Origin of the sequence: Shewanella sp. Actino-trap-3 (genome assembly GCF_002836275.1) — a bacterium.
In the GTDB taxonomy this organism is placed as follows: domain Bacteria; phylum Pseudomonadota; class Gammaproteobacteria; order Enterobacterales; family Shewanellaceae; genus Shewanella; species Shewanella psychromarinicola.
In genome coordinates this window covers 2,480,925-2,497,759 of the sequence record NZ_PJCE01000001.1, presented here as the reverse complement: position 1 = coordinate 2,497,759, position 16,835 = coordinate 2,480,925, and the positions used below count along the sequence as shown (strand labels likewise).

19 protein-coding genes are annotated in these 16,835 nt (G+C 39.1%); 16 read left to right on the top strand and 3 right to left on the bottom strand.

The features are described 5' to 3' along the window. Positions 1–55: 55 nt before the first annotated feature. A complete protein-coding gene (locus CXF80_RS10620) occupies positions 56–520 on the bottom strand; it encodes a DUF2726 domain-containing protein (protein ID WP_101032842.1) in 465 nt (154 codons plus the stop codon). A gap of 518 nt (positions 521–1,038) precedes the next feature. On the opposite strand from CXF80_RS10620, the gene CXF80_RS20130 reads away from it, so the two are divergent. The 8 genes from CXF80_RS20130 (at position 1,039) to CXF80_RS10585 (ending at position 8,778) form a co-directional block, all read left to right on the top strand. After that, the gene (locus tag CXF80_RS20130) at positions 1,039–1,209 is read left to right on the top strand and encodes a hypothetical protein (RefSeq protein WP_157822215.1); all 171 of its coding nucleotides are present in this window, start codon (positions 1,039–1,041) and stop codon (positions 1,207–1,209) included. 1,885 nt (positions 1,210–3,094) lie between these two features. Further along, the gene (locus CXF80_RS10615) at positions 3,095–3,949 is read left to right on the top strand and encodes an AzlC family ABC transporter permease (protein WP_232772083.1); all 855 of its coding nucleotides are present in this window, start codon (positions 3,095–3,097) and stop codon (positions 3,947–3,949) included. Further along, positions 3,946–4,248 (top strand): AzlD domain-containing protein, encoded by a 303-nt coding sequence (locus CXF80_RS10610; RefSeq protein ID WP_101032841.1) that lies wholly within the window; start codon positions 3,946–3,948, stop codon positions 4,246–4,248. Before CXF80_RS10615 ends, CXF80_RS10610 begins: the two co-directional genes overlap by 4 nt. A gap of 89 nt (positions 4,249–4,337) precedes the next feature. Further along, complete coding sequence (mpl, locus tag CXF80_RS10605) at positions 4,338–5,777, top strand: UDP-N-acetylmuramate:L-alanyl-gamma-D-glutamyl-meso-diaminopimelate ligase (RefSeq protein WP_101032840.1); 1,440 nt, start codon at positions 4,338–4,340, stop codon at positions 5,775–5,777. A 26-nt stretch (positions 5,778–5,803) separates the two neighbouring features. Further along, complete coding sequence (locus CXF80_RS10600; protein WP_101032839.1) at positions 5,804–6,466, top strand: flavin prenyltransferase UbiX; 663 nt, start codon at positions 5,804–5,806, stop codon at positions 6,464–6,466. A gap of 7 nt (positions 6,467–6,473) precedes the next feature. Continuing rightward, entirely contained in the window at positions 6,474–7,004 is a 531-nt protein-coding gene (hpt, locus tag CXF80_RS10595) for a hypoxanthine phosphoribosyltransferase (protein ID WP_101032838.1), read from the top strand. 68 nt (positions 7,005–7,072) lie between these two features. After that, positions 7,073–8,008: an ABC transporter ATP-binding protein gene (locus tag CXF80_RS10590; RefSeq protein ID WP_101032837.1), complete on the top strand. Its 936-nt coding sequence runs from the start codon at positions 7,073–7,075 to the stop codon at positions 8,006–8,008. Then, complete coding sequence (locus CXF80_RS10585; protein ID WP_101032836.1) at positions 8,008–8,778, top strand: ABC transporter permease; 771 nt, start codon at positions 8,008–8,010, stop codon at positions 8,776–8,778. Before CXF80_RS10590 ends, CXF80_RS10585 begins: the two co-directional genes overlap by 1 nt. Positions 8,779–8,861: 83 nt before the next feature. Here CXF80_RS10585 and CXF80_RS10580 read toward each other — a convergent pair whose 3' ends face one another. Next, positions 8,862–9,818 carry an integron integrase gene (locus tag CXF80_RS10580; RefSeq protein WP_101032835.1) on the bottom strand — a complete coding sequence of 319 codons (957 nt, stop codon included), beginning with the start codon at positions 9,816–9,818 and terminating at the stop codon, positions 8,862–8,864. 296 nt (positions 9,819–10,114) lie between these two features. On the opposite strand from CXF80_RS10580, the gene CXF80_RS10575 reads away from it, so the two are divergent. The 8 genes from CXF80_RS10575 to CXF80_RS10540 all read left to right on the top strand — a co-directional run bounded on the left by CXF80_RS10575 (position 10,115) and on the right by CXF80_RS10540 (position 15,499). After that, complete coding sequence (locus CXF80_RS10575; protein WP_157822214.1) at positions 10,115–10,471, top strand: hypothetical protein; 357 nt, start codon at positions 10,115–10,117, stop codon at positions 10,469–10,471. After that, positions 10,464–10,673 carry a hypothetical protein gene (locus CXF80_RS10570; RefSeq protein ID WP_101032833.1) on the top strand — a complete coding sequence of 70 codons (210 nt, stop codon included), beginning with the start codon at positions 10,464–10,466 and terminating at the stop codon, positions 10,671–10,673. The genes CXF80_RS10575 and CXF80_RS10570 overlap by 8 nt, the downstream gene beginning before the upstream one ends. Before the next feature lie 1,409 nt (positions 10,674–12,082). Further along, the gene (locus CXF80_RS10560; protein ID WP_101032832.1) at positions 12,083–12,478 is read left to right on the top strand and encodes a hypothetical protein; all 396 of its coding nucleotides are present in this window, start codon (positions 12,083–12,085) and stop codon (positions 12,476–12,478) included. A gap of 122 nt (positions 12,479–12,600) precedes the next feature. Then, on the top strand, positions 12,601–12,906 hold the full coding sequence (locus tag CXF80_RS10555) for a serine hydrolase (RefSeq protein WP_101032831.1): 306 nt from the start codon (positions 12,601–12,603) through the stop codon (positions 12,904–12,906). A gap of 33 nt (positions 12,907–12,939) precedes the next feature. Continuing rightward, complete coding sequence (locus CXF80_RS20125) at positions 12,940–13,149, top strand: hypothetical protein (protein WP_157822213.1); 210 nt, start codon at positions 12,940–12,942, stop codon at positions 13,147–13,149. A gap of 32 nt (positions 13,150–13,181) precedes the next feature. Beyond that, complete coding sequence (locus tag CXF80_RS10550) at positions 13,182–13,391, top strand: hypothetical protein (RefSeq protein WP_232772209.1); 210 nt, start codon at positions 13,182–13,184, stop codon at positions 13,389–13,391. An 869-nt stretch (positions 13,392–14,260) separates the two neighbouring features. Next, the gene (locus tag CXF80_RS10545; protein ID WP_232772082.1) at positions 14,261–14,557 is read left to right on the top strand and encodes a hypothetical protein; all 297 of its coding nucleotides are present in this window, start codon (positions 14,261–14,263) and stop codon (positions 14,555–14,557) included. Positions 14,558–14,968: 411 nt separating this feature from the next. Further along, positions 14,969–15,499, top strand: a complete 531-nt coding sequence (locus tag CXF80_RS10540) for a hypothetical protein (protein ID WP_101032829.1) — start codon at positions 14,969–14,971, stop codon at positions 15,497–15,499. Between the two features lie 740 nt (positions 15,500–16,239). On the opposite strand, the gene CXF80_RS10530 is transcribed toward CXF80_RS10540, so the two are convergent. Continuing rightward, complete coding sequence (locus CXF80_RS10530; RefSeq protein ID WP_101032827.1) at positions 16,240–16,731, bottom strand: DUF1097 domain-containing protein; 492 nt, start codon at positions 16,729–16,731, stop codon at positions 16,240–16,242. Positions 16,732–16,835: the final 104 nt, after the last annotated feature.

Here is a 16,835-nt window from a genome sequence, read left to right as displayed (position 1 = left end):
ATTGATTAATACAAAATATCGGGTGAAAACAGTTTGTTATCACCCGACAGAGTCTTCATACCGGTAGGGATTGCTTTAGCATTTGCATGTCGTAAGGTTTGCCTCGAACGATTTCAACTAACTTAATGTTGAATTTTTCGAACAAACTTTTTGCGTTAGCATCATCTTGCTCACTGAAATCAGAGATAACTAATTTCACTTCTGACGAGTCATGGTCAATCACAACATAATCGAATCGCGCATGATTTTCGGCTGCGGTTTGGGCATCCATTTCAAACACGGTATCGATTGGAACGTTGCAACAAACGTCATATTGTCCTCCCACCATCGTTTTTAGTGATTTTAAAAAGTCAAAGCTTTGAGTATCAAAAAGCGTTTTCTTAAACTTAATTGCGTGATCCTCTGTATCAGGTTTAAAGAACTTTATACAAGTCATAATGAAAACAACCAATATAAAAGGAACTGCGATAAACAACACAGAGTATATAAACGCATAACTTAAAAAGACTGAAGTAATCATATAAGCCTCCAAAAATCAGTTTTAATTTATTGTTTTACGAATCATCAATACGTCATTGACGTACGATTAATACTATCCTTATGTTTAATTAATTAATTGATCGTAATCAATTAATTGAGGTGATTTTAATTTATTTGATTGTAGTTATGATCTGGCTCTTATTGCTTTTATTGGTATTATTAATTAATAGGTTATTGTTTTGATTAATCAAATTAAGCAATGGAATTTGTCATTTAGTTTTAATTAAAGATAGTGAAAATAATAAGTGATAAATTAATAAACTAAAATGTAAATGCAACTTATCAAAATCTATTTTGTTAAATCGGACATTTCAGTTCCTGAAATCAACGTCCGCAGCTAATGTATCGTTTGTTCAAATTTAATATATGATAAATGATATTTAAAATAACTCAAATTTAATGATCTGGAATAAGTAATAGGTGAAAATTAAGATAATGTTATGAATTATTAGGGAAAGGTAGAATATTAGGCTATATAACTCAAAAGGAGCGTTTCAGATGAGACAGATTGACTTAGATAAATTAGATTTATTAACATTGACTATATTAGTGAGCCTTTATGAAAATAAGTCAGCCACTCATGTTTCTAGAATTTTAGATGTGCCAGCTTCAAAAATAAGTCGTTGTTTACAAACGGCAAGATCTATTTTGGTGATGAACTCTTTATAAGAAGAAAATATGGATTAGTTCCCAATGATTTTGCTGGCAAAATTTATCCGATTGCGAAAAGAAATTGTTGATTGCTCAAAGAATTTTAATCGGATGAATAGTACAGAATCGTCACATAGTCGATACTTTGAATTGGTTCTGCCGGAATGATTGCTTATGCCTATCCACGAGCATTAATGCAGGCGATTAAAAGTCATCATAAAGACATTCATATTAATGTGAGTAACTGGAATAGTCATTCCCTAGAGAATGTTGCGAATGATCCTAACAGTATTGTCACCTTTTGCTGCAAAACCCAGAAGAGATCCTTTGTTTCAACCAAAATTTGCAGATTGAAATACTTGCGACATTTTCCCAATTATACTTAATAAGTTGTAAAACCACCCCATTTTAAAACAAGAAATCAACTTAGAAAGCATTGCTTCATATCCTTATATCAATACCTTTATCAGGATCCAAGCTGCAACACTTAACCCATTTCAGGAGTATTGTCGGATTAAGGATTTGCCTCTTCATAACGAAATGACCATTACTGGTGTATCTTCTTTATTTGATTATCTTTCAGATTGTAAGTCACTGGCTTTGACACCCTATAAAGCGGTTTACGATATGCTAGACGAGGACTCTGGTTTACATGCTTGTCAGTTATCTGAATGTGAAGTAAATCGTATTTTGAAGTTGCAGAACCATTAAAGCTAGTTCTTAGTGACTCATCCTAATGCAGAAAATGAAGATGCGACGTGGTTAAAACAGCAGATCCGCGAGTTAACCCATGAGCTTGTTTGAAAATAAAGTCTACGCAGTTGTTGTTTACGCTATAAATGCATTATCGATATATGTTTCGATGTGAGCCCGCGTATTTCATTTTTGTCTTACTATTATCTTTTTCTGACTTTTATCTGTTGGCCATTTGAATCGTTAATCGCTATTGAATAATGATTTATTTTGCTGTAGGAAGCTGTTTAAAATATAGCATTAACTTAATTTTTCGAATGAATTTGAGTGAAAGATTTTAGCTTAAATCTTTAAAAGTTAACTCCCAAGTATTTTTATATTTTATTTTTGATTTACAAATTAATTTTAAATATTCATATTAATTACATCTTATGTAATATTTTTGCATGCATATTATTTACTTGTTCTATAGCCATTATTGCTGGTATTTTTGTTAATAATGTTAATGCTATAAATGTATAATGGTATTTGTCGTTATCGATAATAAATATGTAAATTACATATTTATTATACTGCAATTTAGAAATGTAAAATATTTGCGGTAATCTTGGTGATACTATCGATATTTGATAAATGTAAATGGTAAATATAAAAATCTATATATTATTTTTAAGGTATGCAATACAAAGGAATAAGAGGTTAATCGTTTTATCACAAATGCTATTAAAGCTTAAGCTAATATAGTTAAGTTGGCATTATCCTTTAGTTACTCGTTAAATCCAAATTCAGATAATATTACTAATCATCAATTAGACTGATTTATTGATGAATTCATGCATTTATATCTTGTAACAGTAACCGTATGATTATAAATAAGTATTTTTTATATTATCGTTAACACTTGTTGTTAAACATGAATACATGTGTCACCGCATGGAGTATTGCGACACTTAGCATCAATAACCCTAAACTGACCCTCAAAACGCTAGGTTTAGGGTCAATGAATAGCGGACCACATCGATATGTTTATCGAGCAATTGATAACAGCAAAATGCTTTATTGATTAACCGATATCGTCGTAACATACCTGATCAGTTTTCAAGCGCTTTATTGACATATTTACGCTAAGCTAATTTTCTTGTCTCCCATTGTTATGTACTGGGGAAAATGACGATATGAGTCAATGGCTATAAGTAAATAAGGATATGACGTGGGCACAGCTGAGTTAACTTCTATTACACCAACCAAAAGCCGTTCTTTTCTAAAAGGAGCATTAGCGGTGATGCCGCTTACAATAGCCGTGGTCCCTTGGGGCATTCTAGCGGGTTCATTTGCGCTCGAAGTTGGCCTCACTCCTGTTGAAAGCCAAGCGATGTCGGCCATTATCTTCGCCGGCAGTGCCCAATTGGTCGCCCTTGGGATGATAAAAGCCGGTATTGGTATCGGCAGTATTTTGATCACCACCTTACTTATTACCTCTCGGCATTTACTGTATGCCATGGCCATGCGCACTCATATTAGCCCGTTACCGCTTAAATGGCGTTTAGGCCTGGGCTTCTTGCTCACCGACGAACTGTTTGCTATAGCCAATCAAGCTCATAAAGGTGATACGCCAGCGCAACATCAGTTTGATCGCTGGTATGCTTTAGGCGGTGGCTTAACCTTTTATATCGGGTGGAATATTGCCACTTTGCTCGGCATTGTCGCAGGCCAGTCTATCGAAAATTTAGATGAGCTGGGGCTCGACTTTGCCATCGCAGCCACCTTTATCGCCATTGTGGTGCCAACAGTTAACAAGCCATCTATTTTGGTGTGCGTATTAGTGTCGCTTACCTTAGCGGTGGTGTGCGCGGTATTTACCATTCAAGCAGGGCTGCTTATTGCGGCAATATCGGGCATGGCAGCAGGCATGACTTATGCCAAACTCACTAACGAGGGTAATTCGGGTAGTGCCGTTTCGAATACCGCTCATTCGGGGTCGTCTCAATCGGCCGCAGCTCATTCAGTTACTGCTGATCCGGCCGCAGAAAGCTCAGTTACAGTAAACAAGGATGAAAACCTATGACTTGGCTGATTATTTTAGCAATGGCTGTGGTGGTATTTACCAGCAGGCATTTATTACTTGAGCCTAAACTGCCCATTCGCTTAGGTAAAAACACCTTAACGTTTTTAAGTTATTCAGCCCCTGCGGTACTGACCGCCATACTCGCGCCGATTGTGTTTGTGCCAGAAGGCCAACTGGCTATTAGTGTGCACAATCCTTATTTAACCTGTGCGCTGGTGGCGACAGTGCTGGCTTACGTGACCCGCAACACCTTGCTAACGACAGTACTCAGTATGGGATTGTTTTTTATTTTGTATTAGCCCCAAATAGATGGCTAATTGTTAACTGACATTCTGCAGCGCAATAGATTAGAATAACCGTCATATTACGGATCAATTAGAGTTGAGTCATGCACGTACACATTTTAGGGATTTGTGGCACTTTTATGGGCGGTTTAGCCCTGCTTGCCCGCGCAATGGGCCACAAAGTGACGGGTAGCGATGCCAATGTTTATCCGCCGATGAGCACCCAGCTTGAACAGCAAGGTATCGAGCTAATTCAAGGCTTTGATCCGGCGCAATTAGGCAAAGAAGGCGACAATCAACCAGACCTAGTGGTTATTGGTAATGCCATGAGCCGGGGCAATCCTTGTGTTGAAGCCGTATTAAATCGCGGCATAAAATACACTTCCGGACCGCAGTTTTTGTCTGAACATATTTTGCCAGAACGTTGGGTTTTGGCTGTATCTGGTACACACGGTAAAACCTCTACTTCAAGCATGCTCGCGTGGATCCTTGAATATTGCGGTTATCAACCAGGTTTTCTAATTGGTGGCGTGCCGCAAAACTTTGGCGTATCAGCTCGTTTAGGTCATTCGCCATTTTTTGTGGTTGAAGCCGATGAATACGACAGCGCCTTTTTTGACAAACGCTCTAAGTTTGTTCATTACCATCCACGTACGCTAGTGATCAATAATCTTGAATTTGATCATGCCGACATTTTTGCCGATCTCGCGGCTATCCAGCGCCAATTCAATCATGTTATTCGAACGGTACCTGGCGAAGGCAAGGTGATTTGGCCTAGCGATGTTGAAGCGGTACAACAAGTGATTGATATGGGCTGTTGGAGCGAACAAGAAATTTATTCTAAAGCCGCAACCATAGCCACGGATGTCGCCCATCATCCCGTCACGCCTTCAGCGAGCCAAGGTGAACCGAGTGCTTGGCAGTCGCGTACTATTACCGACGATGGCCATGAGTTTGAGGTGCTGTTAAATGGCACATCGCAGGGGATATTAAACTGGGCTTTGATAGGTCAACACAATATTGAAAATGCCATTATGGCGATAGCGGCAGCACGCCATGTGGGCGTAGTACCAAACCATGCCATTGAAGCGCTAACGCAATTTAGTCCACCAAAGCGTCGTTTAGAGCTATTAGCAACAGTCAATGGTGTGTCGGTTTATGACGATTTTGCTCATCATCCCACGGCCATAGCCACCACACTTCAAGGATTACGAGCCAAAGTAGCTAGCAGTAACAATGCTAATGGTAAAATTATTGTGGTGCTAGAGCCGCGCTCAAACACCATGAAAAGCGGCGTACATAAAGACACCTTAGCCAATTCGATGGCATTAGCCGATGTGGGCTATTTATATCAAGCAGACAATATTGATTGGGACATAAACGCCAGTATGGCCAATGCGCCCATCCCGGTAACTGTGTGTCACAACATTGAAGACATTATTGCCTCGGTAGCTAATACCGCAAGCGATGGCGATACCGTGGTGATCATGAGTAATGGGGGCTTTAACGGTATCCACCAAAAAATTATTAAGGCGTTAGCGTAACCGCTATCACCAACAGAGGGGACAACATGGCCTACGCCAAAAAAGCCAAAGCAATCAGCCTCGCCTGGACCGGAGCGTCTGGCGCACCTTATGGCATTAAGCTGCTGGAATGTTTGCTAGCGGCCGATTACCAAGTCTTTTTAATGATATCCAGTGCGGCGCGTGTGGTGCTCGCCACCGAACACGGTTTGCAACTCAGCGCCAATCCTGACAAAGCCAAAGCGCAGTTATTACAACAGTTAGCCAACCCTGATGAACCACCCAAAGGCGAGTTAGTGGTATTAGGCAAGGATGAATGGTTTTCGCCTCCAGCATCGGGTAGCGCTGCACCGAAACAAATGGTAATTTGCCCGTGTTCAACCGGCACATTAGCGGCCGTGGCGACCGGAATGAGTAATCATTTGCTCGAAAGAGCAGCAGACGTAGTATTAAAAGAGCGTGGCCAATTGATATTAGTGCCACGAGAAACTCCGTTTAGTGCCATACACTTAGAGCATATGTTAAGCCTAACGCGTAACGGTGCGACCATCATGCCAGCGGCGCCAGGCTTTTATCATAATCCCAAATCAGTACAAGATCTGGTAAACTTCATGGTTTCCCGAATACTTGACCATTTGGGTATTGACCACGACTTAACGAGTCGCTGGGGATACGGACATACTCAGCTACATGACGACATCGACAATTGAGAGATTTATGAAGCACACAATTGAAATGATGATTTCTGAAGCAGAAATCAATAAAACCCTAGACCAGTTAGCTGAACGTATTAATGCCCATTACGCCAACAGTGAACGCTTATTAATGGTTGGCTTATTAAAAGGTTCAGTCGTGTTTATGGCCGATTTGTGTCGCCGGATCAAGGGCCATGTCGAAATCGATTTTATGGCAGTATCAAGTTACGGCAATACCATGAGCAGCTCTCGCGATGTGAAAGTACTTAAAGATGTGCAGTCAGACATCGCCGGTCGTGATGTATTGATTGTTGAAGACTTAATTGACTCCGGTAACACGTTAAATAAAGTGCGCGAAATGTTGTTATTACGTGAGCCTAAAAGCTTAGCATTATGTACCTTGATCGATAAACCTGAACGTCGTGAAGTTGACGTGCTAGTCGATTTTATTGGCATTACCATCCCTGACGAATTTATTGTGGGATACGGTATCGACTACGCAGAGCAATATCGCAACCTGCCTTATATCGCAAAAGTGGTACCGTTAGATTAATACGGTATTCTTTGCCAGACTCCCGCAAAAGCGGGATTTTTTGTTTTCATCGAGTAGAGGATTTCAACATGGCCGATAACGCCAATGCTTTAGTAATTGATAACCTTAAAAAAATCTATAAAGGCGGTGTCGAAGCCGTTAAATCAATCAGTTTGACGGTAAAGCAAGGCGACTTTTTTGCTCTGCTTGGCCCCAATGGTGCAGGTAAATCTACCACCATTGGCATCATCAGTTCGTTAGTACAAAAAACAGCGGGCTCGGTGTCGGTATTTGGTTTTGATATAGATAAGCAACTCGAACATGCCAAGTTATGTATTGGTTTAGTACCGCAAGAATTCAACTTTAATCAGTTTGAAACCGTGCAACAAATAGTCGTTAACCAAGCGGGTTACTATGGGGTGCCAAAAGAGGTTGCCTTAGTGCGTGCTGAAAAGTACCTAAGCCAATTGGATTTATGGCATAAACGCCACGCGCAAGCACGTGAGCTATCCGGTGGAATGAAACGCCGTTTAATGATTGCCCGTGCGTTAATGCATGAACCTAAATTGTTGATTTTAGATGAACCCACTGCAGGGGTAGACATTGAATTACGTCGCTCAATGTGGGACTTTTTAAAGCTAATCAATCAACAAGGCGTGACCATTATTTTAACCACTCACTACCTTGAAGAAGCCGAAATGCTCTGCCGCACCATAGGTATTATCGATAATGGTTTACTGGTTGAGTTTACGACCATGAAGGCATTGCTGAGCAAGCTTAATGTTGAAACTTTTATTTTCGATTTACGAAAGCATCTCGACGTAGCGCCGCAGTTAACCAACATGACTTGCCGTTTAACGGATGACCACACATTAGAAGTCGACGTGGCTAAATCGAACAACATTAATGAGTTATTTACCCAGTTGACCGCAGCCAATATTGAAGTACTGTCGATGCGCAACAAAGCCAACCGCTTAGAAGAATTGTTTGTTGAGCGGGTAGAGAAAGCCAAGGAGTCAAAATAATGAACCACCTGTATCTTGTGGCTTTTAAAAGTATTTTAACCAAAGAAATTAATCGCTTTACCCGTATTTGGATCCAAACGCTAGTGCCGCCAGCGATTACCATGACGTTATATTTTTTAATTTTTGGTAACTTAGTCGGTAGCCGCATCGGTGAAATGGGCGGCGTGAGCTATATGGAGTTTATCGCCCCTGGTTTAATCATGATGTCGGTGATCACCAGCTCATACTCTAATGTGGCCTCATCGTTTTACAGCGCCAAGTTTCAACGTAATATTGAAGAAATCATGGTGGCACCCGTCCCCCATTATGTGATGATAGCCGGTTACGTTGGTGGCGGTGTCGCCCGTGGTTTGTGCGTTGGCTTAATTGTTACCGTGGTGGCGATGTTGTTTGTTGATATCTCCTTGCATCACGTTAGCTTGGTTATTTTAACCATGTTTTTAACCTCAGTGTTATTCTCACTTGGTGGCTTAATTAATGCGGTGTTTGCCAAAAGCTTTGATGACATCAGTATTATTCCGACGTTTATTCTTACGCCACTCACCTATTTAGGTGGGGTATTTTACTCGTTATCGTTATTGCCACCTTTTTGGCAAGGTGTGTCGGGCTTAAACCCTGTGGTGTATATGATCAACGTATTCCGCTACGGCTTTTTAGGGTTTGCAGATCTCAGCGTACCGTTATCCATTGCCATTATGGTGGGCTTTTGCGTCAGCTTATGGACACTGGCTTATTACTTAATATCGCGCGGCATTGGTTTACGTAGCTAAGTCTTGCAATAGCTAAACCGCTCACAAAGCGGTTGCCACAATCTAAGTATAAAAGGGCTCGCAAGAGTCCTTTGTTGTGGGCGTTATCTATCTATTGGGCTGGTAGTATGACTAAAGCGAGAACCTATAACATGGGTATACAGTTCAGTCGTTTTAAGATCTGAATGGCCTAATAGTTCTTGAACAGTACGAATGTCGGTACCATTTTGCAGTAGTTGAGTCGCAAACGTATGCCTAAAGGTATGTGCTTTTACTTGCTTCGGTATTTGGCTGATTAATACTGCTTTGCGTAATTGTTTTCTAAATGTTGTTTCGTGAATATGATGACGACAAATATAGCCATCATATGGATGTGTACAGCGCGTCGATGAGGGGAAAACATACTGCCAAGATAAATCTTTAGCGGCATTACCATATTTGCGTAATAGTGCAGGTGGCAAAGATGCTAACCCATAACCTTCACTTAAATCTTGCTGGTGGCGAGCTTTTACGATACTAAATTGGTTATCCAAAGAATGGCTTAAGGATTTTGGCAATAATGTATAACGGTCTTTTTTACCTTTGCCTCTAAAAATAAATAACGTATTATTCTGTATGTTTACATCTTTAATTCTTAGCTTTAATGCCTCATTTATTCGTAATCCTCCACCATATAGAAGTGATGCAATTAACCAATATTGGCCAGAAAGGTGGCTAATAATGTTTTTAGCCTCCTCGTGGGTTAGCACTGTCGGTATGGACTGCTCTCGCTTAGTAAACGAATAACGTAAATCCGATATCTCTCTTCGAATGATATGTTTATATACATAAATAATTGCGCATAAAGCTTGGTTTTGTGTTGCTGCACTTACCTGCCGATTGACTGCTAAGTGATTTAAGAAACGCTCAATTTCGGCATTACCCATGTCTTGAGGATGTTTTTTGTCATTGAAAAGGATAAATTGCTTTATCCAATATAAGTATACTTTCTCTGTTTTGATACTGTAACGACGAGTGCGAAGTTCGGTACGAATTGACTCGAGAAATGGTGATGTTGACATATCAACTCCTTTTGATTCAAACTGACATTATAGCTGTATATATATACAGTTATAATTCATTCTTGTAAAAATGCCAGTTTTGTTCTCGTTATGTAATCGCAAAAATTCTCGGTTTTACCTAAAGGACAATGCTATCCAATTGAATTAGCTTATTTTGTTAAAAAATCGGATCTATATGACGAGCCATATCATTCTCGGTTATCTAAATTCTCGCTTTTGCCTAGACTAAAAGGTGATTGATTTGGGTTATTTAAGCTGATAAGTTACTAAAATTATTAATAATTAAAGTAGTATGGATGTTGAGTTTTGGTAAGCTTCTCAGGATGTTTATCGGAATTCTCGCTAATACGCTGTTAGGCAGTTCAGGAGGAGTCATGCAAGTCCCGTATCAAGTCGTAGCATATTTCTCGGTTGAACTTGATTCATACAAGTTATTTATAGAAATGTCTGAGCGCAATTGGATTGAAGAGTTAGAGCGATATACATCTTCAATACTTGAAGATCACGAACCAACACTTCATAGGTTTAACTATCGTAATGACTTAACTGCAAAGTTAAGCGATGATTTTCCTCAATACCAACGAAAATCGTATTTAATTATGTTGGTGTCTATATTTGAGGATTTTATGAATCAATTATGTAGAAGTGGTTGAAGCAGATTTAGATATTAAGGCTTCTTTTACAGATTTTACTGGCTCAGGTATTGAAAGAGCAAAGCAATACTTATCAAAATTAAGCTCGCTTTCTCCCGTTAGCGGAACAGAATGGAAGCAAATAAAGGATGCTCAAGCCATACGTAATGTCATTGCTCATGCTGCGGGTAATATTGATAAAAGGCTCACTCAAAACAATTAAAATAATTGATTGTAATGATAATCTAGAGGCAGAATATTATGCCCGTACACATTTAAATATCGACAAAGAATATGTGTTCAATCTTGTTGTCGCTATGAAAGGATTCACAGATAAATTATTGGCAGAGTGTGAAAACTGCCTAACAAGAAAATAAACAAGGACACGTAACAGTTGGCTACGTTTCGCTTCTACACAATTTTAGCCAACCATTACTTAGCCTGTTATTTGGGCGTTGAACTAAGCCGCTGCGCGGAGAGCCAACAGATGCTTCAATTGAGTTTATTAACCCTCATTGAATCAGCCAAGCTTAAAGATGTATGATAGAAAAATACGATGAAAAGGAATTTCAATGAAAACATACCTACTACTGATGTCAATTGATCCCAAACTGCTCTGTAGCCCATAGCCAGCATCAAAAAGCAAATTCCTATAGCATGAAGCATGCCAATTAATTTGGACTAGGCATCGGCCAAGTCCAACAAGCGATTTATGCGTCGCAAACAGCGCAACGCATAAATACTAAAACGTTAGGTAGCAAGGATAGTCATGAGCAATATCGAAGCTTTTAACATAGCTGTAGCTGAAATTTTGGTCAGTGTTACCAAGCATTTCCTTTAAAAGTTAGAATTTCAAATATGGATATTGGCATTGCCATTAAAGAAGCTTTTGGCGAAGATCCAGATGGAGTTTTACTTTAAGTGAAGTTGAATACCAGATTGCTGAAGAAACCATGTATTGGTTAATTGAAGCAGGTTATATCTGGTGCAAAACTCAGAAAGGCCTATTTCATTTGAAGGTGTTACGCTTTCACCTAAAGGCCTTGAGATATTAAACGCGGTACCGAGCGAATTAAAAGCAAGAAATCTTTAGGCGAGCAACTTAGCAATGGTATTAAGGTACTTGGCAAAGATAGTGCATCGTCAATGATCAAAATAGGTCTCACATACGGCGCTAAATTAGCAATTGGTACCTAACAAAATTTCAAGTGGGGTCTGCTAACAGTTTGCTCGGTTTCGCTTCGCTACACATTTTAGCAAACAATTATCAGCCCTTAAATGGGCGTTGAACAAGCCGCTGCGCGGAGCCAAATCAAGCTTCAATTGACTGTATTACTGTATTGAATCAGCTAGACTTAAAAAGATGTGATGGAACACCACAATGACAAGGGAATTTCAATGAAACACGTACAAATCAAGCCACATAATCAGTTCAAAACTGCTCTGTAGCCCATAGCCAGCATCAAAAAGCAAATTCCTTTAGCATAAAACGGACCAATTAACCTGAACTAGGCCTCGGCCAAGTCCAACAAGCGATTTATGCGTCGCAAACGGCGCAACGCATGAATACTAAAACGTTATGCCGCAAAGCAAATTCACGTAGTACCCCAACAACAAGCATACGAGGAAATTATGGAATTCATAACAAGAAATTTTAAGTGGCTCATGCTGGTATCGGGCGCACTAACAGCAACAATGTTTTACGGTCTTATTGCACCTCAAGCTGCACTAGAATCAATGTTCGGCGCTTCATTTAACGGCACCCTAGAATCCATAATTATACGGAGCTGGTCAGCCTTAGTTGGTCTTATAGGCATAATTTTAATATACGGAGCACTTGTAGAAAAGCACAGAGCCTTTGCTGCCGCAATTTGTGCGCTGAGTAAAGCAATATTTGTTTCACTAGTCATAACCTATGGCCAAGCCTATTTGGCCAAAGCAACTCCAGCAATCATCATGGATATAGTGTTTGTAGCGTTTACTATAATTTACTTGGCAGCAGTAAGGACTCAGCGTTCTGCGGCATAACAAGCGGTTCAAGTCGTTCGTTTTGCTCTCTGGGACTGCGTGCCGCAGCCCCTTAACCTAAACGTTATGCAGAAAATTAAGATTTGGCAATAGTCGTCAACTTTACTAAAACGAGATAAATAATGATAAAAATTAGCTTTGCTTTTACCTTTTCCTTATTCCTTATTCCATCAGTATTCGCTCAGGTTACTCTAGTAGATAAGCTTAAAATTGAACAACAAATTAAAGAGTTTATGGCTAAAGAAGATGTTCCAGCATTGGCAGTTGGCATTATTCAACAAGGAAAAGTGGTATTTACTTCAGGGGTAGGTATAAGAGACAGAGAAACCAAGCAAGCAATAAACTCTAAGACGTTATTTCAAATTGGTTCTCAGTCGAAAGTATTAACTAGTATTATAACGTTAGAGCTAATAGATGAGGGAAACTGAAGCTTACTGATCGTGTCATTGATCTTTTACCCGATGTTTTCCCAAAGATTCTCTGAAGAATTTAAATCATTAACGATTGAACATCTAATGACACATCGTTCTGGTTTACCTAATTATCCTAAAAACGTCACTAGAATCGATGGTGATGCATTTTTAGGTGGTTATGATGAAAATGCTATTGAGTGCGCTAAAACCATTAAATTAAGCTTTACCGTTAATGAAAATGGGAATATTCAAATTTAAATTATGCTGTACTTGGATATGTGTTGAGCAAGGTGACAAATACAAGTTATGCTGAATTAGTTAAACATTATATTAATGATAAATATAGCCTTTCAAATACTTTGGTAAATTTATCTGAAAGCCAAAAGCACACTCAAATGGCTTTACCTTACAGAAAAGACGATCGTCAAGTTGTGACTCAACCGTGGGATATGGGGTTATTAGCGCCACATGGGGTGTTTACTCAAGTATTGATGATCTAGCTCGCCTTATGGTGTTACAACTGAAGGCATACTCGTTATTCAGTAAAACGGGTGACTTCACCGCTCGTTTCAACTCAAAATAAAATATGACACTGAATTTACTCAGGCTGGAGAAATATACCTAGGACTCAGTTATGGCCTTGGAATGTTTGAAGCAAGCAATGAGTTCCCTCTGTTTTCTGAAACAGTATTGTTTCATGGTGGCGATTTAGATGGTTATGGCTGTGAGTATTTATTTTTCCAGAATATAATGTCGGAGTAGTTATGCTAACTTCAAGTGGTGGAGGTAAGTTTGTCAATTTTGGCAGGAAAATGATGAGTGAACTATTAGAAATAAGCGTAAAGTAGAATTGCGTTTCTTTCTGCATAACAAGCTGTTAAAAGGACAAAAACAGTTGGTTTTGCTCCTTCGTCGCTTATTTTAACCAACTATTTTATTGCCTGTTAACAGGGCGTTGAACTAAGCCGCTGCATGGACCAACAAAAGTTCCAATTGAGTATATAATCCTCATTGAAACAGTTAAGCTTAAAGATGTAAGATAAAAATACGATGAAAAGGAATTTCAATGAAAAACTTACCTACTACTCGATGTCAATTGATCCCAAACTGCTCTGTAACCCATAGTCAGCATCAAAAAGCAAATTCCTATTGCATAAAGCGTACCAATTAACCTGAACTAGGCCTCGGCCAAGTCCAACAAGCGATTTGTGCCATGCAAACGGCGCAATGCATAAATACTAAAACGTTATGTTTTCAAGGATGCCCAATGAAATATTTGTACAAATTAGCTATTATCTGCATTATGTTATCTGTAACTGGTTGTGCCAGTGTTATAGGTGTAACTGGAGCTAGTGAAGGAGAATAGTGGATGATAAATGGATGGAATACGATGTCACATCCGGGACTAACTATTACCATTATTGAGCCTTATTCTACTGAGTTAATGCGTATATCGACAATTGGTAAAAGTTCACCATCGCCATTAAAGCATACAGTTATTTTCGGCAAGAAATCAAAGCCACATAAGTTTGAAATCATTGGAAAATACCAAAAGGATTTGTATCTTGATGATTTGTTTTATGGCTCAATCTGGATCGGTAATATTGTAATAAAAGATGGCGCTCTCATTATCGACAATAAGCTAGTATCGCCAAAGAAAACATAACAAGCAATTAAACAGGGACAAAAACAGTTGGCTTTTCTCCTTCGTCACTCATTTTAGCCAACTATTTTATTGCCCGTTAATTGGGCGTTGAACTAAGAAGGCTGCGTATGGAGCCAACAGATGCTTCAATTGAGTTTATTAACCCTCATTGAATCAGCCAAGCTTAAAGATGTATGATAGAAAATACGATGAAAAGGAATTTCAATGAAAACATACCTACTACTCGATGTCAATTGATCCCAAACTGCTCTGTAGCCCATAGCCAGCATCAAAAAGCAAATTCCTATAGCATAAAGCGTACCAATTAACCTGGACTCGGCCAAGTCCAACAAGCGATTTGTTCCATGCAAACAGCGAAACGCATAAATACTAAAACGTTAGGCGAATGCCTTACATTTAATAAAGGATACTATGAAAATAATAATGAGTTTAACTTTTGCAAGCCTGATATCTTGGCAAGCTAATGCAAATAACGAGGCTGTAGGAGCTTTTGAGCAATTGTTGCCACAATATATCGAGTGGGCGCATGAAGTAGATAAAAAGGGAATAAAGGTAGGTATACCTTTAGATAAAAAAGGACTTAATTTAGCTAGTGAAGTCGGGATTAAATTTCCTGAAAAAGTCAAAATCGTTTACGTTGATAGAGTCCCGTACCCTTATGAAAATGAAGGTTTAAAGAAAATGGGGTTGTCGTTAGGTTTTATCGGCGAAAATATTATTAATAATGCCCAAGTTTTTGGCTACTCAATATACGTTAGAAAGGGATATGAACTTGATACCCCCAAATTAGCACACGAACTTGTTCATGTATTACAAATCGAAAGGTCAAGCTTGGACAAAATTATTTTTCAGCATTTATCTGATTTGGCAAAATATGGATATTCCAATGCTCCTTTAGAAGTTGAAGCATTTAAAGCAAACAAGAAGTACGGTGGCAGTTAATTCGCCTAACAAGCTGTTAAATAAGGACAAAAAAGTTGGTCTTTGCGCCATTGTCGCGTATTTTAACCAACTATTTTATTGCCTGTTAACAGGGCAGTATGTTTTCAGGAGATACAGTAGATTGAATTAACTAAAAAAGAAGTAGCACTTATCAATGCTGCCATTAAATCAAAAAACAAAAGCAAATTATTTCAGCCTGCTTTATTCGCAATATTGGGTGTTGCTCTATTGGTAATGTTCTTTGGTTCACTCTCAGTAAATGAATTTACATATTTAGCAATTCCGTTGGTATTCCTTATAATCATATTGCCTCAATTAGGTGGCTCGCCTAAATACAATGAACTCGTCGATATACTTGAGAAGCAATTAGCTCAAAGTGCCACAATGGAAGATGTGTTATCTCAAGAGTTAAAGAAAACCTAACAAACATAAAAAATAGGTGGCGTAGTTTCACTCATAAAAAATAGGTGGCGTAGTTTCACTTTAGCATCTTACGTTAAGTAAAGAAGTTGCCAGTTAACCTTAACTCGGCATCGGCCAAGTCCAACAAGCGATTTATGCCTTGCAAACAGGGCACCACATAAATACTAAAACGTTGTTTTCTTAGGTAATCCCAGCATATGAATCTAGGAAAATAATGGAAGTAAATACTTCAACAAGCCTTACTCCAGATGAGGTCTAAGTCTCTAGTGCCTCGTCCAACGTTTGTGTCAGACTCGATTGAGGCATCGAATCTGTGCTTAGATTTCTTTTACGGTTTCATCTTTCAACGATTCAGCTGTTTTAGCCGTTAACGTTATCAATAAGCCGGTTAGTAGGCTCATGCTATAGCCTAGCGCTGCGCCTATAACTAGAGGTGGAATAATTGCTGCGATATCAGCATTTAACGCGAATGTAATACAACAACCAATAAACGTGCCGGGAATAAAAGCGAAGTTTTTATTACTGGCTTGTAAGCACATCATTGCAGTGACAATACCCGTTAATGCATAGCTTATTATTGGCGAACCCAGTACACCACTCCCCACAATAATTAACCATCCCCAGAATACACCTGAAAGATTGGTCATCATCGCCATCATCATCCCTTTAGCGCCAGATTCAGTTTGAGCAAAAAAAGTACTGCAACCGAGAAAGCCAACCCATGTCACTAGATGAAACACATCAGCAAGACCAGCCCAAATAGCCGCTAATAAACCCGCAGAAATTGCAATTTGCCAACGATGCGCCATTGTTGCTTCTCAATATAAATTTAGAACTGTGAGTTCTAAATTTAGCACAATAAACGAAAATTATGCAGTGTAGCCTTGTAAAACGCGATCAAGTTCGCAAATAA

Excerpts from the sequence above, each read along its gene's own strand:
- CXF80_RS10620 (WP_101032842.1), bottom strand. The coding sequence starts at position 520 with ATGATTACTTCAGTCTTTTTAAGTTATGCGTTTATATACTCTGTGTTG.
- CXF80_RS20130 (WP_157822215.1), top strand. The coding sequence starts at position 1,039 with ATGAGACAGATTGACTTAGATAAATTAGATTTATTAACATTGACTATA.
- CXF80_RS10610 (WP_101032841.1), top strand. The coding sequence starts at position 3,946 with ATGACTTGGCTGATTATTTTAGCAATGGCTGTGGTGGTATTTACCAGC.
- mpl (WP_101032840.1), top strand. The coding sequence starts at position 4,338 with ATGCACGTACACATTTTAGGGATTTGTGGCACTTTTATGGGCGGTTTA.
- CXF80_RS10600 (WP_101032839.1), top strand. The coding sequence starts at position 5,804 with ATGGCCTACGCCAAAAAAGCCAAAGCAATCAGCCTCGCCTGGACCGGA.
- hpt (WP_101032838.1), top strand. The coding sequence starts at position 6,474 with ATGAAGCACACAATTGAAATGATGATTTCTGAAGCAGAAATCAATAAA.
- CXF80_RS10590 (WP_101032837.1), top strand. The coding sequence starts at position 7,073 with ATGGCCGATAACGCCAATGCTTTAGTAATTGATAACCTTAAAAAAATC.
- CXF80_RS10585 (WP_101032836.1), top strand. The coding sequence starts at position 8,008 with ATGAACCACCTGTATCTTGTGGCTTTTAAAAGTATTTTAACCAAAGAA.
- CXF80_RS10580 (WP_101032835.1), bottom strand. The coding sequence starts at position 9,818 with ATGTCAACATCACCATTTCTCGAGTCAATTCGTACCGAACTTCGCACT.
- CXF80_RS10575 (WP_157822214.1), top strand. The coding sequence starts at position 10,115 with ATGTTGAGTTTTGGTAAGCTTCTCAGGATGTTTATCGGAATTCTCGCT.
- CXF80_RS10560 (WP_101032832.1), top strand. The coding sequence starts at position 12,083 with ATGGAATTCATAACAAGAAATTTTAAGTGGCTCATGCTGGTATCGGGC.
- CXF80_RS10555 (WP_101032831.1), top strand. The coding sequence starts at position 12,601 with ATGATAAAAATTAGCTTTGCTTTTACCTTTTCCTTATTCCTTATTCCA.
- CXF80_RS20125 (WP_157822213.1), top strand. The coding sequence starts at position 12,940 with ATGTTTTCCCAAAGATTCTCTGAAGAATTTAAATCATTAACGATTGAA.
- CXF80_RS10545 (WP_232772082.1), top strand. The coding sequence starts at position 14,261 with ATGATAAATGGATGGAATACGATGTCACATCCGGGACTAACTATTACC.
- CXF80_RS10540 (WP_101032829.1), top strand. The coding sequence starts at position 14,969 with ATGAAAATAATAATGAGTTTAACTTTTGCAAGCCTGATATCTTGGCAA.
- CXF80_RS10530 (WP_101032827.1), bottom strand. The coding sequence starts at position 16,731 with ATGGCGCATCGTTGGCAAATTGCAATTTCTGCGGGTTTATTAGCGGCT.